21 protein-coding genes are annotated in these 20040 nt (G+C 66.0%); 7 read left to right on the forward strand and 14 right to left on the reverse strand.

What is annotated here, in order from left to right:
* The 3 genes from ACREB7_RS02745 to ACREB7_RS02755 all read left to right on the forward strand — a co-directional run.
* The coding region (locus ACREB7_RS02745) for a GFA family protein (protein WP_431590755.1) at positions 1-480 on the forward strand (480 nt) is incomplete at its 5' end.
* A gap of 9 nt (positions 481-489) precedes the next feature.
* Positions 490-1287 carry an SDR family NAD(P)-dependent oxidoreductase gene (locus tag ACREB7_RS02750; protein WP_431590756.1) on the forward strand — a complete coding sequence of 266 codons (798 nt, stop codon included), beginning with the start codon at positions 490-492 and terminating at the stop codon, positions 1285-1287.
* Between the two features lie 16 nt (positions 1288-1303).
* Positions 1304-2407, forward strand: coding sequence for an NAD(P)-dependent alcohol dehydrogenase (locus tag ACREB7_RS02755; protein WP_431590757.1), 1104 nt, complete (start codon positions 1304-1306; stop codon positions 2405-2407).
* Positions 2408-2409: 2 nt separating this feature from the next.
* Here the strand turns inward: ACREB7_RS02755 and ACREB7_RS02760 are convergent, their stop codons facing one another.
* From ACREB7_RS02760 to ACREB7_RS02805, 10 genes are all read right to left on the reverse strand, one after another.
* Entirely contained in the window at positions 2410-2784 is a 375-nt protein-coding gene (locus ACREB7_RS02760) for a limonene-1,2-epoxide hydrolase family protein (protein ID WP_431590758.1), read from the reverse strand.
* Positions 2781-3557 carry an SDR family NAD(P)-dependent oxidoreductase gene (locus ACREB7_RS02765; RefSeq protein WP_431590759.1) on the reverse strand — a complete coding sequence of 259 codons (777 nt, stop codon included), beginning with the start codon at positions 3555-3557 and terminating at the stop codon, positions 2781-2783. The genes ACREB7_RS02760 and ACREB7_RS02765 overlap by 4 nt, the downstream gene beginning before the upstream one ends.
* Positions 3558-3585: 28 nt before the next feature.
* Positions 3586-4011, reverse strand: a complete 426-nt coding sequence (locus ACREB7_RS02770; protein WP_431590760.1) for a hypothetical protein — start codon at positions 4009-4011, stop codon at positions 3586-3588.
* Positions 4008-5036, reverse strand: coding sequence for a phosphotransferase family protein (locus ACREB7_RS02775; protein ID WP_431590761.1), 1029 nt, complete (start codon positions 5034-5036; stop codon positions 4008-4010). Before ACREB7_RS02775 ends, ACREB7_RS02770 begins: the two co-directional genes overlap by 4 nt.
* Positions 5033-6094 (reverse strand): zinc-binding dehydrogenase, encoded by a 1062-nt coding sequence (locus ACREB7_RS02780; RefSeq protein ID WP_431590762.1) that lies wholly within the window; start codon positions 6092-6094, stop codon positions 5033-5035. The genes ACREB7_RS02775 and ACREB7_RS02780 overlap by 4 nt, the downstream gene beginning before the upstream one ends.
* A 104-nt stretch (positions 6095-6198) precedes the next feature.
* Entirely contained in the window at positions 6199-6858 is a 660-nt protein-coding gene (locus ACREB7_RS02785) for a response regulator transcription factor (protein ID WP_431590763.1), read from the reverse strand.
* Between the two features lie 238 nt (positions 6859-7096).
* Positions 7097-7861, reverse strand: a complete 765-nt coding sequence (locus ACREB7_RS02790) for an SDR family NAD(P)-dependent oxidoreductase (RefSeq protein WP_431590764.1) — start codon at positions 7859-7861, stop codon at positions 7097-7099.
* Between the two features lie 7 nt (positions 7862-7868).
* Positions 7869-8255, reverse strand: a complete 387-nt coding sequence (locus tag ACREB7_RS02795) for a hypothetical protein (RefSeq protein ID WP_431590765.1) — start codon at positions 8253-8255, stop codon at positions 7869-7871.
* Between the two features lie 3 nt (positions 8256-8258).
* Positions 8259-10178 carry a hypothetical protein gene (locus ACREB7_RS02800; protein ID WP_431590766.1) on the reverse strand — a complete coding sequence of 640 codons (1920 nt, stop codon included), beginning with the start codon at positions 10176-10178 and terminating at the stop codon, positions 8259-8261.
* 124 nt (positions 10179-10302) lie between these two features.
* Positions 10303-12741: a TonB-dependent receptor gene (locus ACREB7_RS02805; RefSeq protein WP_431590767.1), complete on the reverse strand. Its 2439-nt coding sequence runs from the start codon at positions 12739-12741 to the stop codon at positions 10303-10305.
* 223 nt (positions 12742-12964) lie between these two features.
* Between ACREB7_RS02805 and ACREB7_RS02810 the strand changes: the two genes are divergently transcribed.
* The 4 genes from ACREB7_RS02810 to ACREB7_RS02825 all read left to right on the forward strand — a co-directional run bounded on the left by ACREB7_RS02810 (position 12965) and on the right by ACREB7_RS02825 (position 16351).
* The gene (locus tag ACREB7_RS02810) at positions 12965-13693 is read left to right on the forward strand and encodes a GntR family transcriptional regulator (protein WP_431590768.1); all 729 of its coding nucleotides are present in this window, start codon (positions 12965-12967) and stop codon (positions 13691-13693) included.
* Between the two features lie 130 nt (positions 13694-13823).
* Positions 13824-14138, forward strand: coding sequence for an EthD family reductase (locus tag ACREB7_RS02815; RefSeq protein WP_431590769.1), 315 nt, complete (start codon positions 13824-13826; stop codon positions 14136-14138).
* A gap of 22 nt (positions 14139-14160) precedes the next feature.
* Positions 14161-15363, forward strand: a complete 1203-nt coding sequence (locus ACREB7_RS02820) for a hypothetical protein (protein ID WP_431590770.1) — start codon at positions 14161-14163, stop codon at positions 15361-15363.
* 4 nt (positions 15364-15367) lie between these two features.
* The gene (locus tag ACREB7_RS02825; protein WP_431590771.1) at positions 15368-16351 is read left to right on the forward strand and encodes a phosphotransferase family protein; all 984 of its coding nucleotides are present in this window, start codon (positions 15368-15370) and stop codon (positions 16349-16351) included.
* 99 nt (positions 16352-16450) lie between these two features.
* Here ACREB7_RS02825 and ACREB7_RS02830 read toward each other — a convergent pair whose 3' ends face one another.
* Genes ACREB7_RS02830 through ACREB7_RS02845 form a run of 4 tightly spaced genes read right to left on the reverse strand, consistent with a single transcriptional unit; the run spans position 16451 to position 19897 of the window.
* A complete protein-coding gene (locus ACREB7_RS02830; RefSeq protein ID WP_431590772.1) occupies positions 16451-16840 on the reverse strand; it encodes a biotin/lipoyl-containing protein in 390 nt (129 codons plus the stop codon).
* The gene (locus ACREB7_RS02835; RefSeq protein ID WP_431590773.1) at positions 16837-18555 is read right to left on the reverse strand and encodes a pyruvate, phosphate dikinase; all 1719 of its coding nucleotides are present in this window, start codon (positions 18553-18555) and stop codon (positions 16837-16839) included. Before ACREB7_RS02835 ends, ACREB7_RS02830 begins: the two co-directional genes overlap by 4 nt.
* The gene (locus tag ACREB7_RS02840) at positions 18552-19154 is read right to left on the reverse strand and encodes a hypothetical protein (protein ID WP_431590774.1); all 603 of its coding nucleotides are present in this window, start codon (positions 19152-19154) and stop codon (positions 18552-18554) included. The genes ACREB7_RS02835 and ACREB7_RS02840 overlap by 4 nt, the downstream gene beginning before the upstream one ends.
* Positions 19151-19897 (reverse strand): PEP-utilizing enzyme, encoded by a 747-nt coding sequence (locus ACREB7_RS02845; RefSeq protein ID WP_431590775.1) that lies wholly within the window; start codon positions 19895-19897, stop codon positions 19151-19153. The genes ACREB7_RS02840 and ACREB7_RS02845 overlap by 4 nt, the downstream gene beginning before the upstream one ends.
* Positions 19898-20040 lie beyond the last annotated feature (143 nt).

Below are 20040 nucleotides of genomic sequence, written 5' to 3' on the forward strand. Positions count from 1 at the left end.
CGGTGGCGCTTCGGCGCCGCCGGCCGCCATTCCCTGCAGCGACGGATGGACATGACGACAGACGAGCAGGCATCCGAACGCACCACCGGCGGCTGCCTGTGCGGCCGGGTCCGATACAGCTTTGGCGGTTCTCCCCTCCTCACCGCCATCTGCCATTGCCGGAACTGTCAGCGACAGTCGGGCAGCGCCTTCGGGATCGTGGCGGCGGTGCCCGACAGTGATTTCGTTCTCGACGGCGAAACCCGGATCTTCGACGACAGCAGCGACAGCGGGCGGACCGTCGCCCGCGTCTTTTGCCCGGCCTGCGGCTCGCCGATCCTCTCGACGATCGCACCGATGCCGGGCATGGTGCTGATCAAGGCAGGGACGCTCGACGACCCGAGCGGGCTGCAGCCCGCCATCGAAGTCTATTGCGACCGCGCCCTGCCCTTCCTGCCCGCGCTGGCCGGGACCGAACGCCACGCGCGATCGAACATCTAGGATCGACATATGACCGCGATTTTGAACCTGGCCGGCAAAGTCGCCGTCATCACCGGCGCCGCATCAGGCATCGGACGCCAGACCGCGACCCTGTTCCATGCACTCGGCGCGCGGCTGCTGCTCACCGACATCGACGCCGACGGGCTGGCCGCCTTTGCCGCCGAACTGGGCGGCGACGTGCTGACCGCGACGCATGATGTCACCTCCGAAGAGGCGTGGCACGCGGTCTTCGGACAGGTCGACGCGGCGTTCGGCCGGCTCGACATCCTCGTCAACAACGCCGGCATCATGGTGTCGAAACCCTTTGCCGACGCCGGGATCGAGGTGCTGCGGCGTCAGATGGCGATCAATGTCGAGGGCATCTATGTGGGCATGCGCGGCGCGCTGCCGCTGATGCGCGCGACCGTCGCGGCGGGGGCGCCCACCACGTCGATCGTCAACATCTCCTCGGTCTATGGCAAGGTCGGCGGGGCGCAATTCGCCGCCTATAGCGCGACCAAGGGGGCGGTGCGCGCCCTGAGCAAGGCGGTCGCGATCGAACTCGCCGGCACCGGCATCCGCGTCAACACCGTGCTGCCGGGTCCGGTGGCGACCAATCTCGGCGCAAGCTGGGAACCGCCGACCGATGCCGACGGCCATCCGCTCACCCCCGAAGCCGCGCTCGCCGCATGGACGACGTTGATCCCGATGGGGCGGCTGGGCGAGGCGACCGACATCGCACCGCTGATCGCCTTCCTCGCCAGCGATGCCGCCGCCTTCATCACCGGATCGGAATTCATCGCCGACGGCGGCTATACCGCCGCCTGATATCGGAGTGCAGACCATGGACGTCCAAGCCGCCGTCATTTCCGCCCCCGGCGCCGATTTCGCCATCGACACGCTGACCATCGGCGAACCGCAGGCCGACGAGGTACTCGTTGAGATCGCCGGCGTCGGCCTCTGCCACACCGACCTTGTATTCCGCGACGGCTTCGCGCCGGTGCCGTTCCCGATGGTGTTCGGGCACGAGGGAGCGGGGATCGTCCGCGCGACCGGTTCGGCGGTGACGAGCGTCGCGCCCGGCGATGCGGTGATCATCGGTTTCAGCAGTTGCGGTCATTGCGCGCGCTGCGACGAGAATCTGCCCTCCTATTGCCGGTCCTTTCCCGCGCTCAACTATGCCGGGGCGCGGCCCGACGGCAGCACCGCACTGGCGAAGGACGGGCAGCCGGTCGCCTCGCATTTCTTCGGCCAATCCTCCTTCGCTAGCCACGCCCTCACGCCGGCGCGCAACGTCGTGAAGATCGACCCGGCCGGGCTCGACCTCGCGACGCTCGGCCCGCTCGCCTGCGGGCTGCAGACCGGCGCGGGCGCGGTGATGCGTTCGCTCGACTGCGGCGCGGGCAGCACGATCGTCATCTTCGGCGCGGGGCCGGTGGGCCTCGCCGGGGTGATGGCCGCCAAAATCCGCGACTGCGCGCGCATCATCGTCGTCGAACCGATGGCGTCGCGGCGCGATCTCGCGGTCGAACTCGGCGCGACCGATGTCCTCGATCCCGGCACGGGCGACGTCGCCGAGGCGATCCGCGCGCTGCTGCCCGAAGGCGTCGATTTCGGACTGGAGACGAGCGGCCGCGACACCGCCATCGCCGCCGGCCTCGCCGCGCTCGGCAGTCGCGGGATGCTCGGGCTCGTCGGGGTGCCCCCGCGGCCCGAGGACATGCTGTCGGTCAATATCGCCGCCATGATCACCTTTGGCCACCGCGTCATCGGCATCATTGAGGGCGACAGCGATCAGCAAGGCTTCATCCCCGAGCTGATCGCGCTGCACCGCGAGGGGCGCTTTCCCTTCGACCGGCTGATCACCATTTTCCCGCTCGCCGCGATCAACGAGGCGATCGCGGCGCAGCATCGCGGTGAATGCGTCAAGGCTGTGCTGATCCCCTGACGTCAGGGCATCGCGCGTTCAAGCTCGGCAAGGTCGAAATAGTCGCGCCATGCGGCGATACGACCCTCACCATCGATCTCGAAAATCCCCGCGGCGCGAACCGAGGTCCAGTCTTTGCCCGCAAAGCGGAACCGATCGTCGCGTTCGGTGAAAATCGTCGCGCCGTTCGCGGCGATCGCCAGAATCCGCCAGTCGATCTCCTCCGCCGCGAGGAAGGGCGCGAGCATCTCCATCGTCGCGGCGCGGCCATGCGCGGGGTCGAGCGGGATGCCGGCGCAGACGACGCCCTCGGCGAGCAGACCGGCAATCGCCGCGCCGTCGCGCCGATTGAACGCCGCCACCAAAGCCTCGACGACGGCGATCGGGCCAGCGGTCACCCGAGCGGCACCTGCGTCGGCTGTCCCGATCCGGCGGTTACGCCGCCGTCGGCGACCAGGATCGAACCGTGCATGTAACTGGCGTCGTCGGAGGCGAGAAAGGCGACGATGCCCGCCATCTCTTCGGGCTGGGCGGGCCGCTGCGCCGGGATGCCCTCGAACCAGCGTTCGAGCAGGTCGGGCAGCGCCTTGAACGCGTCGGTGGCGGGGGTTTCGACAAAACCGGGGCAGAGCGCGTTGATGCGGATATTCTCGCGCGCGTGATAGACCGCCATCGCGCGCGTCAAATTGATCACCGCCCCCTTTTGCGCGCTGTAGGAGGGATAGGCGCCCTCGCCGCCGAGGCCCGAGATCGACGCGATGTTGATGATCGAGCCGCCGCCGCGCGCGCGCAGATGCGGGATCGCGGCGCGGCAAGCGAAAAAGACCGAGTCGAGATTGACCGCCGTGCTACGACGCCAATCCTCGGTGCTGTGATCGGGGATCAGGTCGATCGCCGCCTTGGCCGCATTGTTCACCAGCACGTCGAGCCCGCCGAACCGGTCGACCGCCGCCGCGACCAGCGCCTCGACATCCTTCTCGTCGCCGACGTCGGCGCGCTGGAAATGGGCGTCGGGGTGATCGAGCTGCGCCAGCGCCGTCGCGCCATTGGCTTCGCTCTGCCCGCAAAACAGGACTTGCGCGCCCTCATCGAGCAACCGCCGCACGATCGCGAGGCCGATGCCCGCCGAACCGCCGGTGACGATGCACGCCTTGCCCGCGATGCCTTTCATTGCGCTCACTCCTTATCCCGCATGGTCGTCAGAAATTGGCCGACGCGACGCGGCGCCGTTCGACCGATTGCGCGAGCTCGCGCCAAATGTCGCCGTCGAGCGCCCGGGAGTCGGCATCATCGCGGGCTTCGAGCCCCGCGTGGAGGCCGATCAGCGCAGCGCGCAGACGGTCGTTTTCGGTTTCGAGCGCCGAGACGCGGAGGTCGAGCTTCGCCGGGGCACAGGGTGCATCCATGCCGTCGACCAACGCCGCGCCGCGCGCCAGCAGCCCGCGCACCGCTTCATTCTCCTCGAACAGCCGTGCCGCCGCCCGATCGAATTCCTCGGCGATCATGTCGATCATCGCCGATCCCATCGCGACATTATTGGCGCGAAAACCGGTGAGTTCGGGAACGATCTCGCTGCGCAACCGCGCGGCCAGATCGGTGGCGGCAACGGGAATGGGCGGTTTCATAAATGCCCCATCAGTTCGAGGATCGCGCGGTCCTGCGCGTTGCGCAGCCACCAAGCGGCATAGGCGTGGATCACCTCGCGCTCGCCGCTCGTCGTGGTCCACGCGTGGGCACAGCTGTTCCAGATGCCCTGCCCCTTCACGCAGTTGAGGAGTTCCCACCAGTGAAGAGCGGCCGGATCGGCGGTCAGGCCGCTGGCGGCTTCCCAGATACGGATCGCCTCTTCGCGCGGCGCGATACCGCTGCGCCGATCATCCTTGCCAAAGGAAAAGACGCGCGCGAGGCTCCACGCCAGATCCTCGAGGGGGTCGCCGCGATGCGCCATTTCCCAGTCGAGTACCGCGATCAGATTGCCATCGTCGTCGTAGAGGAAGTTGCCGGCGCGGAAATCGCCATGGACCATCGCCAGCTTCTGCGCCGGCGGTGGCGGATTGCGGCGCAGCCAGCGGATCGCGGCGCGGGTGATCGGTTCGGGGCCGACGTCATTCTTGTCGAGCGTCGCTTCCCAGAAGTCGAGTTCCTGCATCGCGGTCGTCTCGGGCGTCGCCGGAACCATGAAATCGAGGTCGAGATCTTCGACCGGCACCGCCGCGAGCCGTCCCATCGTGCCCCACATCTGCTCGGCGATATGGGGCAGCTTGTCCTGCCAGGCGGGTTCCTGCAGCTGATATTCGCTGTTGTGATAGCCGCGCAGATCCTCGGCGATCGAGATCGCGCCGCCCATCGGGCCGGGGTCCTCCTCGAGCAGGATCATCCGCGGCACCGCGATGCCATGGCCATGGATCGCGCGATACGCGCTATATTCATGGTTGCGGTCGCTATCGACGTTGCTGACCGGGGGATCGCGGCGCAGGATCAGGCGGTCGCTGTGGGCGCCTTCGCCATCCTCATAGCTCAGGTCGAAACGATAGGTCTCGCGCGAGGCGCCGAGCGGCAGCCGGTGCAGGCCGTCGATCGTCACGTTGCGCCAGTCGGGGAAGCGCGCCGCCAGATAGGCGGTCATATCCTCTTGGGTCAGGGCTTTCATGTCGGCCTCACCATCAGTTTGATGTCGGATCCGCCGCCCGATAGCGACGCGAAGGCGCGGGCGACGTCGGCGAGGCCGACCGACCCGGTCACCATCGGCGCAAGGGCATCGGGGTTCGCCGAAATCATCGCGAAGGCATCGGCGAAATCGGCGGGCGAATAGGCAAAGACAAAGCGCAGTTGCAGCGCCTTTTGCAGGAAGAAGGCGGGTTCGATCGCGTCGCTTTCCATGCAGGTGCCGACGACGGTGATCGTCGCGCCGATCGGCGCCGACGCCCCGATCGCCATCAACATGCCGGGCTTGCCGACGCAGTCGAACAGCACCGCCCGCTCGCGTTTCTTGAGCTCGGGCGCCTGCGCCATCGCGTCGGACAGGCCGAGCGGCAGGCCGAGAGCGTCGAACCAGCTTTCGATCCCTTTGTCTCCCGGCGCGATGACGATATCGGCGCCCATGCGCGCCGCCATGTCGCGCCGCGCTGCATTGGGCTCGACCGCAAGGATCGGACCATAGCCCAGCGCCTTCAGCCGGGTGATGACGAACAGTCCGACCGGTCCGCAACCGAAGACGGCAAAGGCGCAATCCTTGTCGGCACCGCTTTCGGCCACCGCATGGACCGCGACCGACAAAGGTTCGGTCAGCGCCGCGATATCGGTTGCGACATGATCGGGGACGGCGAAGGCAGCGTCGGCCTGGAGCAGCATCTGTTCGGCGAAGGCGCCGTTGAAGCGGTTCGAATAACCGATCAGTTCGACGCCGTCGGGCCCGGCGATGAAGGGCTGCGCGACGACGCGCTGGCCGCGCGCAAAACCGCCGCCCGCCTCCAACACTTCGCAGCAATATTCATGCCCCATCACCACCGGCTTCGCCGGGTCCATGAAGCCGCGAAAGCCCGCGCGGTGGAGCAGATCGCAAAGGTGATCGCTATGATCCTTGGCGTGCAGATCGCTGCCGCACACGCCGCAGACGAGCGGCCGCGTCAGCAATTGCCCGGCGCCCGGCACCGGCTCGGCGATATCGGCCAAGGCGAGCGTGCCGCCGTCGAGGACCATTGCCTTCATCATCACCCATCCCGTCGTCGGCGCCGTCAACGGCGGCGCCCATCATAAGATGGGAGTAGAAAGCAGGGCGGTGGCCCGCCAGTGACGGAAACCCGCTATTGCCTTCAATGGCCGCCGAAAATCTTGGCAGTCATCGCGGCGCGATTGTGGACATTGAGCTTGCGATAGATGCGCCGCAGATGATTCTCGACCGTGAATTCGGAGATGCCGGCGATATAGGCGACCTGCTTGTTCTGCTTCCCCGCGCCGATCAGCTGCGCGATCTGCAACTCGCGCGACGACAGTTTGGCGGCGGTAGCATCGGCACTGGGACCGCCATCGTCGAGCGCCGCCTGCAACGTGCCGCGCCCGCCCGCGCCGGCCAATATCTCCTCGAACAACTGGCTCACCACCATCTGCGAGATCGCGGCGCTTTCCTGCTCCAGCAGGCCTTGCGCGACGTCCGACTTGCGATGCCCGGCCGGATGGCAATGCGCGCCGATCAACAGGTAGAAGTCGGGCAGGACCTGTTGCACCCACGCGCCGACGACATCGACCGAATGGCAGTTGATGAACTGGCGATATTCGGTCGCGCGATCGGCCACGCGGTCAAGCCGGTCCTCGCCCCAGCGGATCATGCGGCCGCAGCGGTCGGTGCGATCGATGACCTGCGTGAAGGGATCCTCCTCGAACACCCGGCCGTCCTTATAGGCATGCTGCGCTTCGTCGGACACGCCATGATGGAACAAATAGGTCAGGTTGGTCGCAGCCGCCGACTGGGCCAAAAAAAGATCGACAGGCTGTCGAGACCGCAAGACGCGATCATCTGGTCAGCCCGGGCCGCAATATCGCGTGAAACCAGCATGTTTCCTCGCTCCTCTCCCTTCGCGCACGGATATCCCCATGTCGCTTCGTTCAAATAGATTTGAACGATTTCGTCCTACCATATTGCGGCCCGGCGAGTCAGTCAATTTCGCAATGCAACGCGTTTTCCGGTGACTGCGCCATGCCGACGGCGGATTGTCAGGCCATGATGCCACCGGCATTGGCGTGCAGCACCTGCCCGGTGATGATGCTGGCGCGGTCCGATGCCAGGAACAGCACCGCCTCGGCGATTTCTTCGGGCTCGGCCATGCGTTGCAGCGGCAGCGACTGGGTCACCGCCTTGACGGCGCCGGTCGTATCCGATTCGACGAGCGCGCGGACCGTGTCGGTCAGCGTCGGCCCCGCCGACACCGCATTGACCCGCACGTCGGGCGCGGCCTCGACCGCCAGCGCGCGCGTCAGCCCCTCGACCGCCGCCTTGCTCGCGCCATAGGCCGCGAGACCGGGGGTTCCGAAGCGCGCGGCGGTCGACGACATATTGACGATCGCCCCGCCCGCTTGCTTGCGAAGTTGCGGCAAGGCGGCGCGGCAGAACATGAAGGTGCCGGTCAGGTTCGCCGCGATCGTCTCGGCATATTGCGCGTCGGTCGTGTCCTCGACGGTGGCGGTCGGAAACCAGCCGGCGATATTGGCCAGGATATCGAGCCGGCCGAAACGGGCGATCGCGACATCGACGGCCGCCTGCGCGGTGCTGGCCGATGCGATGTCGCCGAGGCAGCCGGCCGCATCGGCGACGCCGCGTCCGGCGAGACCGGCCAGCGCTTCGTCGAGGTTTGCCGCATCGCGTCCGACGACGACGACGCGCGCACCGCGATCGAGCAACATGCCCGCGAGCGTCCGCCCGATCCCGCGAGTGCCGCCGGTGACGATGGCGACTTTGTCGGCGAAGTCCTTGGTCGGCATCGCGTGCTCAGTTCAGACGCAGCGCGTGCGCGGCGTCGCGATCGGCGGCGGCGATGACGATGCGCACCCCGGCCTCCTTACTGTCGGGCGAGCAAAGGCCGGCATAGATCACCGTCTGGCCGCGCAGGCTGCCGACCGCCTGGTCGGCGATGCGATAGAGATGTGCGCCATGTTCGACATAGGTCCAGCCGCCGAGCAGGACGAGTTCGACCGCCGCGAGCGCGAAGGCGGTGCGCCGAACCAGCGGCCGCGCAAACCATGTCTTGATCCGCCGATAGATCGTGTCGTCGTCTTCATGCGCCCGCGGCTGCACCACGCCCCAGAAGATGCCCCAGCGCCGCACCATCGCCACGAACTGGGCGACAAGAAAGGCGGCGATGAGGCAGCAGACCATCGCCTAGCCCACCGGGACCAGATCGAGTTCGGTACGCCCGTTGAGGCCGACGGTCGCGCGCGCGGTGCCGTCGGCACCCGCGACGATCAGCGTATCGACCTGTTTCAGGCGATAGATCTTCCCCGGAACGAGCCGCGCAAAACCAAGCTTGGTGCGGCACGGCCCCTCGCCCGGATGGAGCACGAGATTGAGCGCCGTGCCGTCGGTCACCGCGCGCGCGACGATCGCTTCTGGATATTGGGCGTCGGCGAGGATCGGCCCCGTCGCCCAGGCGTCGGGCAGCCCCTTGGTCACCATGTCGCGCACCGTGTTGCGACCGCTCCACGTCATCGAGTCCGCGATGCCTTCGCCATAGCGCGCATCGATCGTCCGCCGCGTCGCCGCGATAACCTCCTCGTCCCCCATTTCGAGCGACGACCACAGCACCATGATCAGCGGGTTGAGTTCGGGCCATTTCGAGAAATCGGCCGGCTTGCGGGTGTCCCAGCCGAGCGGCAGCAGCTTGAAATCGAGCATGCCGTCGTCGGTGACCCGGATGAAGTCCTGCTTCAGCACCTGCCACAGCCGTTCGGCCTGGTCGGGCGCATAGGGGGTCATAAAACGGATGCCCCAGGTTTCGCCGAACAGCCCCGACAGGCTGGGCACCTGGAAACCGAAGGGGGTCGAGGTGCAGACCTTGATGCGGCCGTCGGCCATCATCATTTCCTCGTGCATCGTATGGTCGAAACGGTCGCTGATCTCGCCGACATAATCGGTGCCGTGGCGGGCATCATGGAGCGCAAGCGAGGTGCGGCCGACAAGGTTGCACATCGAATAGACCCATTTGGGCTCGCACGGGAACCAGCCGAGGTCATAGCGCTTGTAGTTTTTCACCACCTCTTCGAGCATCGTCGCATGGCTGTACGGAAATGCGGTCTTCTCGTCCCAGCGGAAGGTCAGCGCGCCCTCGTCCTTGAACGGCGAGGTGCCGCTCGCGGTCTCGAACAGGCCGAGGCTGACGCCGAGGAAGCCGGTGAGCATGATATTGTCGATATGCACCGGGTTCTTGTCGGGCTTCAGATTGCCCCACAGGCTTTCCCAATACCAATAATTCCACGTCTTGCGGTCGATATGCTTGCGGATCAGATTTTCCTGCGCGGTGTTGAGATAGCCGTGAAACGCAGGAAGCTGGGTATATTGGCCGAGCGCGAGGTTCCACGACATGGTGCAGATCTGATAGCGCAGCGCGCCGTCCTGCCAGGTATCGTCCGTCGAAAAGCCATCCCAGCTGTCGACCGGCTGCAGCGCCAGGTCGAGCATGCGGCGGAACTCCTTGATCTGGCTTGCGGGCATTTCGGGCGCTGCGGTGACCGGATGATCGCGCAGGATCGGCGCGACCTGGGTGATTTCGGCATTCAGCTTTGCCCCGCGCGCTTGCTGGATGGCAAAAGTCGAGCGGCGCTTGGCCGCGAAATAGAGATGCAGCGCGGCGACCGCGGCGGGGATCGCCGGCTCCATCCACGCGACGCCGGTGCCGCCCTCGATCCACGCCGCCGACAGCAGTGCCGTGCCGATCAGCACGCCGGGCGGGCCGAGGATAACCCCGCGCGCCCACCAGATGAACATGATCACCGCAAAGGCGGCGAACGACGCGACCGCCAACGCGATGCTGAGCGCGCTCCCGGCGTACAGGAACCCAGCCCCCGGAAAGAGCAGCCCGAGCCCGAACGCCTTCCATTGCGCACTCATCCCGAGCAGGATCGGCGCGACCCCGGCGGCGAACACCAGCGCCAGCATCGCGTAGAAGCGGCGCAGCCGATAGGCGGTGAGCGGGCCATGCGCCTTTTTCCGGGACGGAATCGGCGGGATGCGTTCGACGATCGGCGGCGCATTGCCCCCCGCCCGATGCGGATTCGCGGCGTCATTCGCTAACAGGGTGGCCATCACTCTCTCCATTCGGGTGGTGCATCGCCCGCACGGCAGCACCGTGCGGGCGATATTGGGCAGCCTTATGTTTGGCTTATCGTAGAACGATTCCGTCAAACGGACAAGGTTACTGTTGTCGCGATCAATAGCGCCAGCTGACCTGGACCCCATAAGTGCGTGGCATGCCGGCGAAGCGGGAGACCGACGCCAGAGTGTCCTGCACATTGGTCCAGTAATAGGTGTTGCCGACGTTGCGGATGAACACCCCGGCGCGGACCTTGCTGTCGGGAATGTTGATCCCCGCGCGCAGGTCGATCAACGTATAGCTGCGCATGTCGAACCGCGCGTCGCGGTTGATCGTCGCGGTGTCGCTGTTCGCCAGCGTCGACGACGTCTTGCTGTTATGCGTCATCGACACGCCCAGATAGGCGTCGACCGAGGATCCGACCGGGAATTCATATTCGGCGTCGGCGATCGCGGTCAGCTTCGGCGCGAACGGAAAGCGCTGCCCCTTGAAATCGGCGGTCGTCGCGTCGGGCTGGAACCCGATGAAGCGCTGGATCTTGGTATCGACATAGGTGCCGCCGATGCTGATCCGGAGGCCATCGACCGGTCGGGCAAGCAGGGACATTTCGATACCCTGCACACGGCTCTTGGGAATCTGCACCAGGCCGTCGAGCGTCCCGAAGACGGGATCGGGCAGGCGGCCGCGCAGCTGCTTGTCCTGATAGTCGTAGTAGAAGGCGGCGGCGGTCAGTTCGAGCTTGCGGTCGGCAATCGGCGCCTTGATGCCGACCTCATAGGCTGTCACCGATTCCTGCGTCACCGGCGTATAGCCGAGTCCGCTGGCCACCGAGGCGGTCGGGAAACTGCCCGACTTGTAACCCCGGCTGACCCGGCCGTAAAACAGCGTGTCGCCCGGCGTCTGGTAGTTGACGCCGACGTTCCACGACAGATTGTCCTCGTTGAGCTTGTCGAACACCGCCGGGTTGTACGGCGTCAGGGCCGGATCGAGCGTGAGGCACCCTCCCGGCTGAACATTGGTGCCGAAGAGCGCGTTCCACCAGGTCGCGGTGCCGCCCTGATAGTCGTTGGTGCAGCCTTGGAAGTCGCGGTTGGTCTTCGTGTAGCGCGCACCGCCGATCAGGGTCAGGCTGTCGGTCAGCTTGAATTCGACATTGCCGAAGAAGGCGTAGGCCTCGATATCCTGATCCGAATAGTTGAAGGTCAGCTGGCCCTGCGGCGAATTGGGAATCGTGAACAGCGGGTCGGACGAGGGTCCCTGGCTGAAATTATAGAACAGCCGATCGAAGGTCGACGCCTTGTTGTAATTGCCGCCGATGATGATGTTGGCGCGATCGAGCGTCGCGGCGAGCCGCAACTCCTGCGAGAAGTCGCGGATATAACCGCTCGTATTGGTATCGACCGACGCCAGGACGGTGCCGTCGAAATCCTGGACCGAGTCGGTCTTGTAATCCGAATAGGCGGTGATCGAGGTGAGCGTCAGCACCTCGCTGAGGTCGATGTCGGCACGCAGGCTGAACTGGTAGAAGCGGTCGTCGCGCTTCGGCCGGCGCCCGAACTGGCCCTGCTCGCTATAGTCGAACTGGCTGTAATCGGTCGAGGCGTTGAAGTCGTTGAAGCCATTGCGATAGATGCCATAACCCCAGTCGGCGGCGCGGGCGTTTTGCGGCGCGAGCGGATAGTTGGCGAAGGCGATGCCGGCCGGGCTGCCGCACGTCGGTGCCGGGGTCACCGCGCAGGTATCGCTCTGAATCTGCGCCGCCTGGGTGTCGCCCTTGTCCATCCAGCCATTGGCATTGAGCAGCAGGCGAACATTGTCGCTGGGTTCCCAGAGCAGTTGAATGCGTCCCTGGAGCTGATCCTGCTTGCCCAGCTTGTCGTCGCGCGTGAAGCTCTTCTGCCAAGCGCCGCCCTGGACGGTACGCAGCGCAATACGCGCCTTCAGCGTGTCGCTGAGCGGACCGCTGACGAAGCCCTGCACATCGAAGGTCGCGAAGCGCGCGAAGCTGGCATCGGCGCCCGCCTCGAACGTATCGGTCGGCTTGGCCGCAACATAGTTGATCGCGCCGCCGGTGGTGTTCTGACCGAAGAGCGTGCCTTGCGGACCTTTGAGCACTTCGACGCGCTCGACGTCGAAGGCCGCGCCCTTGGTGGTGGCGCTGAACGGCAGCTGGATTTCGTCGACATAGACCGCGACGGTCGGCGCCGCCGACAGCGTCGTTTCGTAGAAACCCACCCCGCGCAGCGTATAGACCGGGGTGTTGAACGGCGAGGGCTGGACGGTCAGGCCGGGGACGATCTTGCCGAGGTCGGTCGGCGAGGTGATCCCGCGCGTGATCAGTGCATCGCCGCTTTCGGCGGTGATCGACAGGCCGACGTCGAGAATATTCTGGTCGCGCTTGTTCGCGGTGACGATGATGATGTCGGGATCGTTGGCGGCCGAACTGTCGGTCGCCGCCCCCTGCGGCGTGGCCTCCTGCGCAAAAGCGGGCACGGTGGCCGCGCCGAGCATGGCGAGCGAGCAACCTGTCAATATGACGAAACGCGCGGATTTCATGGCGTATGATCCTTCCCAAAGTGGCCCGCTTTGTTGCGAGTCCATTACGGACAGGAACCCCCATCCGTCGCCGTTCATTTCATATTGACGGACATCCGTCAATATCGTTCGACGATTTCGTGTGATGACAGTGTAAGACGCTTTTGCGACAGAAGATGGACGACCAGCGCGACTTGGGCTACATGAGGGGAAATCTGGGGCAGGAACAACGATGGCGACGAGCATGAAAACGGCGCAAAAAAGCGCGGCTGCGGACGATGTGGCGGAGGCAAAAACGGCGAGCGACGGATCGGTCGCCAGCGCCGCCGACCGGGTGTCGGAATCGATATTGCAGGGCATCCGGTCGGGCTCTTTTGTTCCCGGCCAGCATCTTCTCGAACCCGATCTGACGCGCAGACTCGGGATCAGCCGGGGTTCGCTGCGCGAGGCGCTCAAGCATCTGGCCGCCGCCGGCATCGTCACCCTCAATCGCTTTCGCGGCGCCTATATCAGCACCCTCGACCGCAAATCGGTGCTCGACCTGCTCGACACGCTGGAGCCGCTGGCCCGCCTCGGCGCGCGCCTCGCCGCCGAAAATTGCGGCAGCGAAGCGCAGCGCAAGCGGATGCTGGCCGCCGCCGCGAACATCGACGCCGCGACCAAGGAACGCAATCGCGGTCTCTATCTCGATCGGCGCCGGCAGTTCTATGACGCGATGATCGACATCGGCGGCAATATGGAACTGGCGCGTGCGATGCCGCTCAGCCGCACCGACCTGTTCCGCGCCCAGGTCGAGACGATCCAGACCGAACGACAGCGGATGTTGCACGCATCGGGCTATGCCAAGATCACCAAGGCGATCGTCGAAAACGACCCCGTTTCCGCCGACAAAGCCGTCAAAAAACACTTCGACGGCACCCGAAAAACGATCAACGAACTGCCCCCGCACGCCTTCCCATCCTTGGAAATCTAGGATTTTTGGACAACCGACCGTCCATGCACTCTTGTCGCGTCCGCTAAAATCACTGGACGAAATCGTTCGACACGTTTAGGCCTTCACCCAACGAGCCGCGACGAATCGCGCGCCGCGGGAGAGGTCTGGCATGCTGTGCATCACAGCCATTTATCCGAATGATCCGGGCAGCCGGTTCGATGCGGGCTATTATACCGCCGCGCACGCACCGCTCGCCGAAGCGCTGCTGTCACCGCACGGCCTGCGGACGATTCGCACGACGATCGGCCTCGCCGGCCTCGACGGATCGCCGCCGCCTTTCTGGGCGGTCAGCGAAATGCATTTCCCCTCGCGCGCGGATTTCGACGCCGCGATCGCCGCGAGCGGCGACGCGCTGTTCGCCGATATTCCCAATTACACCAATGTCACCCCGATCCTGCAGGTCAGCGAACTGGCCGCAGCCTAATTTTATCCAGGAGAGCGCGTAGATGTCCGGTTACAATCCCAACACCCCCTATGTCCGTAACGCGATGAGCGACATCGGGATGATCACCGCGCTCGACGAGGTGCTGAACCACCAGATCGTCGACACTTTCTCGACCGTCGCGACCTCGGAGCAGAGCTGGACCGAGAAGATCTGGTCGGCGATCGTTCGCAAGGACGGGACGATGGGGATCGATTTCGGGCTTGGCCGCTATCATAATCGCGGCGTGCTCGACGGCTGGGCGGCGGTATCGCGCGGCAGCGAACAATGGACGGTGCGCGCCAACCGCGAACTGCGCGACGACCCGTCGATCACCCAGGTCGGCCCGCTGACCTATGAGATCATCGAACCGCTGAAGAAGGTCCGCTACGCGCTCGCCAAGAACGACGCGCAGCCGATCAGCTATGACATCGTCTTCACCGCCGAAATGCCGCCCTTTTTTGAGGACCGTCACAAGCAGCGCGAACGCGACGGCTTTCGTGTCGGGTCCGACGTCGTGCGTTATCACCAGATCGGCGTGCCGTCGGGCTGGGTCGAGATCGAGGGCGAGCGCTTCGAGATCAATCCCGAGGAATGGACCGAATATCGCGACCATAGCTGGGGCACGCGGCTCGACGTCGGCGCGCATAATGCCGACGTCCGCCCCTCGTCCGATTTCGGCGACGTCAAATTCGGCGAAGGCGAGTTCGTGCTGATCTGGAGCCCGTTCATGCTCGAAAGCCCGAGCGGCGAGCGGACCAGCTATCATTTCTATTATATGTCGAAACAGGGCCACATCTTCTACTCGTCGGGCTATCGCAATCTGCCCGACGGCACGCAGGAAAAGGTCGCGCGCGTGCGCCCCGAAATGCGCTTCGACGACAAGACCCGGCGCCTGCTCGGCGGCACGGTGCATTTCGACATGCTGCAGGGCGGCACCCACAGCGTCGAGGTCGAGGTCGTCGGCACCTCGGGCGTCCACCTCGGCCCCGGCCTCTATCTCGGCTTCGACGGGCGCAAGCATGGATCGTGGCACGGCCCGCTGACCATCGAAGGCGAATATTTCGCCGACACCATGGATGTCCCGACGCTGCAGCGCATCCGCCAGCTCCGCGATTGCCCGATCAAGGTGACCGAGGGCGACGCGGTCGGCTATGGCATCATGGAAACCATCATCCACGGCGCGCACCCCGAAATGGGTCTGACCGCCGCGAACTCGCTGGTCTGATCGGGTGGCGCGCGACACCGCCCTGCTCGCTGCGGGCCTCCGCGACTATCTGCCGCGCGGCGCCGGAATCACCGGGGTGACCACGCTGTCGGCGGGGCATTCGAACGAGACCTATCTGGTCGACGGCATCGGCGAAGTGCTCCGCATGCCGCCGTCGGAGGAGGGCCTGTTGCCCCCCTATGACATGGCGCGCCAGCATGCGGTGCTGTCGGCGGTCGCGGGCGCGGCGCCGGGCGTACCGCTGCCGCCCGTTCTCGAACTCTGCACCGACCCTTCGGTCATCGGCGACGAATTTTTCCTGATGGGTCAGGTGAAGGGCGACGCGTTCGAATATGCGGTGCCCGACTGGCTCGCCGCCGATCCGGTTGCGGGGGCCGACAGCGTCTGCCGCCAATGGTTCGACGCGCTGATCGCGCTGCACAATATGCCCGCCTCGGCGATGCCGCCGGGCGAACGCACCGTGCAGCAGGAAGCGCAGCACTGGCTCGACGTCGCGCGCGGCGCGGAGTCGATGCCGGTGCTGGTCGATATTCTCGAGGATCTGGCGAAACGCCCGCCCGCGACGAGCGGCCCGGCGACGCCGGTGCATGGCGACCCCAAACATGGCAATTGCCTGTGGCACGACGGCAGACTGACCGCGCTGCTCGACTGGGAAATGGCCCAGATTTCGGAGCCGCTGCTCGACCTCGGTTATGTGCTGATGTTCCACGACCAGGGCGAAGCCTCGCTCGCCGATGCTGGCTTCGACCTGCCGGGCTGGTGGTCGCCCGAACGGATGATCGCCGAATGGGAACAGGGCACCGGACGCACTGCGGTCGACGTCGCGCGCTATGCGGTGCTCGGACAGGCGAAGGTGTCGGCGATCATCTCGGTCGGCGCCTATCTGTTCAACAGCGGCCGCATCGCCGACCCGCGCTTCCAGGCCTTTGCCGGGGTGCTCCCCGCCTATGTCGCGCTGCTCGAAAAGCGGGCGATGGCGGCGGGGTAGCACCCACCCCATATCCCGTCATTGCGAGCGCAGCGAAGCAATCCAGGGCGGTTTACGCCACTCCGGATTGCTTCGCTGCGCTCGCAATGACGAAAGGATTCAGGCCGTTTCCATCCGCACCAGCGGCGCGCCATATTCGACCAGGTCGCCATCCTGCGGCAGGATCGCGGCGATCCGGCCCGCGACGTCGCTGACCACATCGGTCGGCTCGCCGAGCTTGTCGACCTGGCCGATCACCGTCCCGACGTCGACCACTGTCCCCGGCGCCACGCGCGCCGAGAAGATACCAAGATGCGGCGCGGTCACCTCGCGCAGCGCCGCGACGACGGCGGCGACCGCCGCCCCCGCGCGCGCCAGCATCGGATTGGGGCCGCCATCGGCCTTCGCCATGAACAAGGACCAGCCACCCGAACGGACATGCAGGTCGCGCCAGGGCGAGGCGGCAAAGCTGGCGAGCAGCGCGCGGACTTCCTCGATCGTCGAACTCATGCCGCGTCTCCCATCATCGTCAGCAGCACCGGCAGCACCGGCTCGGTGACGATCGTTACCGCCCCCGCGTCACGCGCGATGCGGGCGATATCGTCCTGCGCGAGCGCATGGCCGCGCACCACCGACGCGCCGCCGATCGCATCGGCCAGCCCCTCGGCATCCCCCGCCGCGAGCGCGCGATCGACGTCGAAACCCTCGGGGCCATGGGCAAAATCGAGCACCGCCACCGGGCTCGCCGCGCGCGCCCAGTCGATCAACTGGCGCAGATGCGCATCATCGCGTTCGCTCGGCGCTTCGGTCGCGAGCGTGCCAGCATAGACCAGCCCGGCCGCGCCATCGACTGTCACCACCGTTCCCGTCTTCGCCACCGCGCCGTCGCCGACGCCGACGACGCACGGTCGTCCGAGCGCGCGGCTGACTACCGCAGCGTGCGAGGTCGACCCGCCCTGCTCGGTGACCACCGCGCGCGCGGCGATCATGCCATGAACATCGTCGGGACTGGTCGTCTTGCGCACCAGGATCACATCTTCGCCCGCCGCCGCACGCCGTTCGGCCTCATCGGCGTCGGCGACGAGCACGCCCACGGCCGCACCGGGACAGGCGCCCTCGCCCGTCGCCAGCACTGCGGCGCCATCGGTCGCGCCATCCTTGAGGCGCGGCAACAGGAGCGTGCGGACCTGCTCGGCGCTGACCCGCGACAGCGCAGTCGCGGGATCGATGCGCCCTTCGGCGACCATATCGACGGCAAAGCGCACCGCCGCCGCCGGCGCGCGTTTCGCGGCGCGCGATTGCAGCAGGTACAGCTGGCCCGACTGGACGGTGAATTCGATGTCCTGCACATCGCCATGTTCGCGCTCGAGCCGGTCACTCGCGGCGAGCAGCGCGGCATGCGCCGCAGGCTCGGCCTCCGCCATCGCTTCCAACGGCAGCGGCGTGAATTTTCCCGACACGACATCCTCGCCCTGCGCGCGCGGCAGATATTCGCCATAGGGCAGATTCTCGCCGGTCAGCGGATTGCGGCTGAACAGCACGCCGGTGCCGCTGCGGCCGTCGAGATTGCCGAACACCATCGCCTGGATCGTCACCGCCGTGCCGAGGTCGTGCGGGATATTATTATGCTCGCGGTAACGCCGCGCACGCCGCGTGTTCCAGCTTTCGAACACCGCCCGCACCGTCGCGAGCAACTGATCGCGCACGCTGGCCGGCACCGGGCCGCCCGCCGCCTCGACCGCACCACGCCAGGCGGCGGGTTCGTCATCGGCTTCCAGTTCGACCGGCGCCTTCAATACGATCGACGCATAGAGTTCGAGGAAACGACGATGCGTATCACGCGCAAAGCCGGGCAGCCCCGTCTCGCTCGCCAGCGCCGCTTCCCCCGCATCGTCGACGCCGAGGTTGAGCACCGTGTCCATCATCCCGGGCATCGAAATCGCCGCGCCCGAGCGCACCGAGAGTAGCAGGCGCTTGTCGCCGGCGCCGAAACCACGACGGGTCTCGCCTTCGAGCCACGCGAGGCCCGCGTCGATCTCCTCGACCAGCCCTGCGGGAAAATCGCCGCTGTCGAGATAGGCGAGACACGCCTTGGTCCCGATCACGAACGCCGGCGGCACCGGCAGCCCCAACCCGCGCATCCGCGCGATCGACCAGGCCTTGCCCCCCGCCGCTTCCTTGGTCGGCAATTCCGACCCGTCGAGCCGGATCGTCCAGCCGCTCATTCGTCGCGCTCCGTACCCATGATGCGCAGCAATTCCTCGTGCAGTTCGAACCAGACGGTGTGATAGCTGTCGCGGCGGATATCGCTGACCCATTCGGTGTCGCCATCCTCGGCGGCCTCGAGCGCGGCGAGCAATTTGTCGCCATAGATTTTCAGCCGCGGCAGCCCGCGCGCCAGCCCCGCCAATATCGGTTCGGCCTGTTCGTGCAGCCCGCCAAGCCGATCGACGATCTTCGCATCATAATCCTTGTCGCGATGATCGTTCGCGACCTTCTGCCCGCCGACGTCGAGCGTCTGCCAGTCGGTGATGATCTGCTTGAGCGTCCGGTTGATCCGCTCGAACCCGTCATAGGCGGTGCGGAAAGCGGCATCGTCGCGCAGATGCTGAAAATGCAGACCATAGCGCGATTGCAGCGCGACGCCCGCAAGCGGGGTGAGCGCATAGGCCCCCTTCGCCTCGATCGCGCGGCCGGTCGCGACCGCTTCGGCCAGCAGCGCGGTCGTGCGCTCCTCCGACAATCCGACGAGTTCGCCAATGGCCTTGGCGGGTGCATGGCGCTTGATCGCGGCGCCGTGCAGCGCGAGGTCGCGGTCGTTCATGCGTCCGCTCCCGCCAACAGCCAGACGCGGCCGACACGCTCGACGCCCTCCTGATAATCCTCGGTGGTCTTTGCGGGCGCGCTCGCCTCGATCACCACCGTGTCGCCCTCGCGGATGCCGGCGATCTTGGCGTTCATCAAACAGGGAATATTATATTCGCGGGTCAAGATGCCGAGGTGCGAGCGCACCGTGCCGCCCGCGCAGATGACTCCCGCGAACTGTTCGATGATTGGCGCGGTCAGCGTGCCGCCGCTGTCGTCGATCACCGCGATCGTGCCCGGCGGGACGCCGTCGGTCAGATAGGCGAGCACGCGTTCGTTGGACCGGATATAGCGCGCGGTGCCTTGCATGTCCCGGGGATGCTGGACGACATTGTCGCCAACCCCGCGCAGCGCACGCCCCTCGCCATCCGCCTCGCCGCTCGGCGCATCGGGATGGACAAAACCGGCGTCGGTCGCGGCATCGTCGCCCGCGGCCTTATAGGCGTCGGGCCGCTCGGCGACCGAAATGCTCGCCGACCAGTCGAAGCGGTGGCCGCTGGCCAGCAGCCGCGCCTCGATCGCCGCGAAATCCTCCCTGGTCAGCAGGTCGTCGGCGCCGGCAAGGGTGAAGTCGTTCCAATTCCGGCCCGATTCGGACAACCGGTTGCGCACCAGTTCCTGCACCAGCCCCAATGTGGCCTCGACCAACGGCGAGGCCGGCGGCTTCACATAGAGCGCATCGTCGATAGGCAGCTTCGCCAACCCTCTTCCCCTAAATGTCGTTTTCTTTGTCCGCTAGGTGACCGAAGGCGGCGGCGATGTCAATAAGTATCGGGCAAAATCGTTCGACGATATTGACCAATGAACCTTCTTGCCGCTATGAGGCGCTCATAAGCAATATTGGG

Origin of the sequence: Sphingopyxis sp., assembly GCF_050725615.1 — a bacterium.
Taxonomy (GTDB): Bacteria; Pseudomonadota; Alphaproteobacteria; order Sphingomonadales; family Sphingomonadaceae; genus Sphingopyxis.

Excerpts from the sequence above, each read along its gene's own strand:
- ACREB7_RS02750 (WP_431590756.1), top strand. The coding sequence starts at position 490 with ATGACCGCGATTTTGAACCTGGCCGGCAAAGTCGCCGTCATCACCGGC.
- ACREB7_RS02755 (WP_431590757.1), top strand. The coding sequence starts at position 1,304 with ATGGACGTCCAAGCCGCCGTCATTTCCGCCCCCGGCGCCGATTTCGCC.
- ACREB7_RS02765 (WP_431590759.1), bottom strand. The coding sequence starts at position 3,557 with ATGAAAGGCATCGCGGGCAAGGCGTGCATCGTCACCGGCGGTTCGGCG.
- ACREB7_RS02770 (WP_431590760.1), bottom strand. The coding sequence starts at position 4,011 with ATGAAACCGCCCATTCCCGTTGCCGCCACCGATCTGGCCGCGCGGTTG.
- ACREB7_RS02775 (WP_431590761.1), bottom strand. The coding sequence starts at position 5,036 with ATGAAAGCCCTGACCCAAGAGGATATGACCGCCTATCTGGCGGCGCGC.
- ACREB7_RS02780 (WP_431590762.1), bottom strand. The coding sequence starts at position 6,094 with ATGAAGGCAATGGTCCTCGACGGCGGCACGCTCGCCTTGGCCGATATC.
- ACREB7_RS02790 (WP_431590764.1), bottom strand. The coding sequence starts at position 7,861 with ATGCCGACCAAGGACTTCGCCGACAAAGTCGCCATCGTCACCGGCGGC.
- ACREB7_RS02795 (WP_431590765.1), bottom strand. The coding sequence starts at position 8,255 with ATGGTCTGCTGCCTCATCGCCGCCTTTCTTGTCGCCCAGTTCGTGGCG.
- ACREB7_RS02800 (WP_431590766.1), bottom strand. The coding sequence starts at position 10,178 with ATGGCCACCCTGTTAGCGAATGACGCCGCGAATCCGCATCGGGCGGGG.
- ACREB7_RS02805 (WP_431590767.1), bottom strand. The coding sequence starts at position 12,741 with ATGAAATCCGCGCGTTTCGTCATATTGACAGGTTGCTCGCTCGCCATG.
- ACREB7_RS02810 (WP_431590768.1), top strand. The coding sequence starts at position 12,965 with ATGAAAACGGCGCAAAAAAGCGCGGCTGCGGACGATGTGGCGGAGGCA.
- ACREB7_RS02815 (WP_431590769.1), top strand. The coding sequence starts at position 13,824 with ATGCTGTGCATCACAGCCATTTATCCGAATGATCCGGGCAGCCGGTTC.
- ACREB7_RS02820 (WP_431590770.1), top strand. The coding sequence starts at position 14,161 with ATGTCCGGTTACAATCCCAACACCCCCTATGTCCGTAACGCGATGAGC.
- ACREB7_RS02830 (WP_431590772.1), bottom strand. The coding sequence starts at position 16,840 with ATGAGTTCGACGATCGAGGAAGTCCGCGCGCTGCTCGCCAGCTTTGCC.
- ACREB7_RS02835 (WP_431590773.1), bottom strand. The coding sequence starts at position 18,555 with ATGAGCGGCTGGACGATCCGGCTCGACGGGTCGGAATTGCCGACCAAG.
- ACREB7_RS02840 (WP_431590774.1), bottom strand. The coding sequence starts at position 19,154 with ATGAACGACCGCGACCTCGCGCTGCACGGCGCCGCGATCAAGCGCCAT.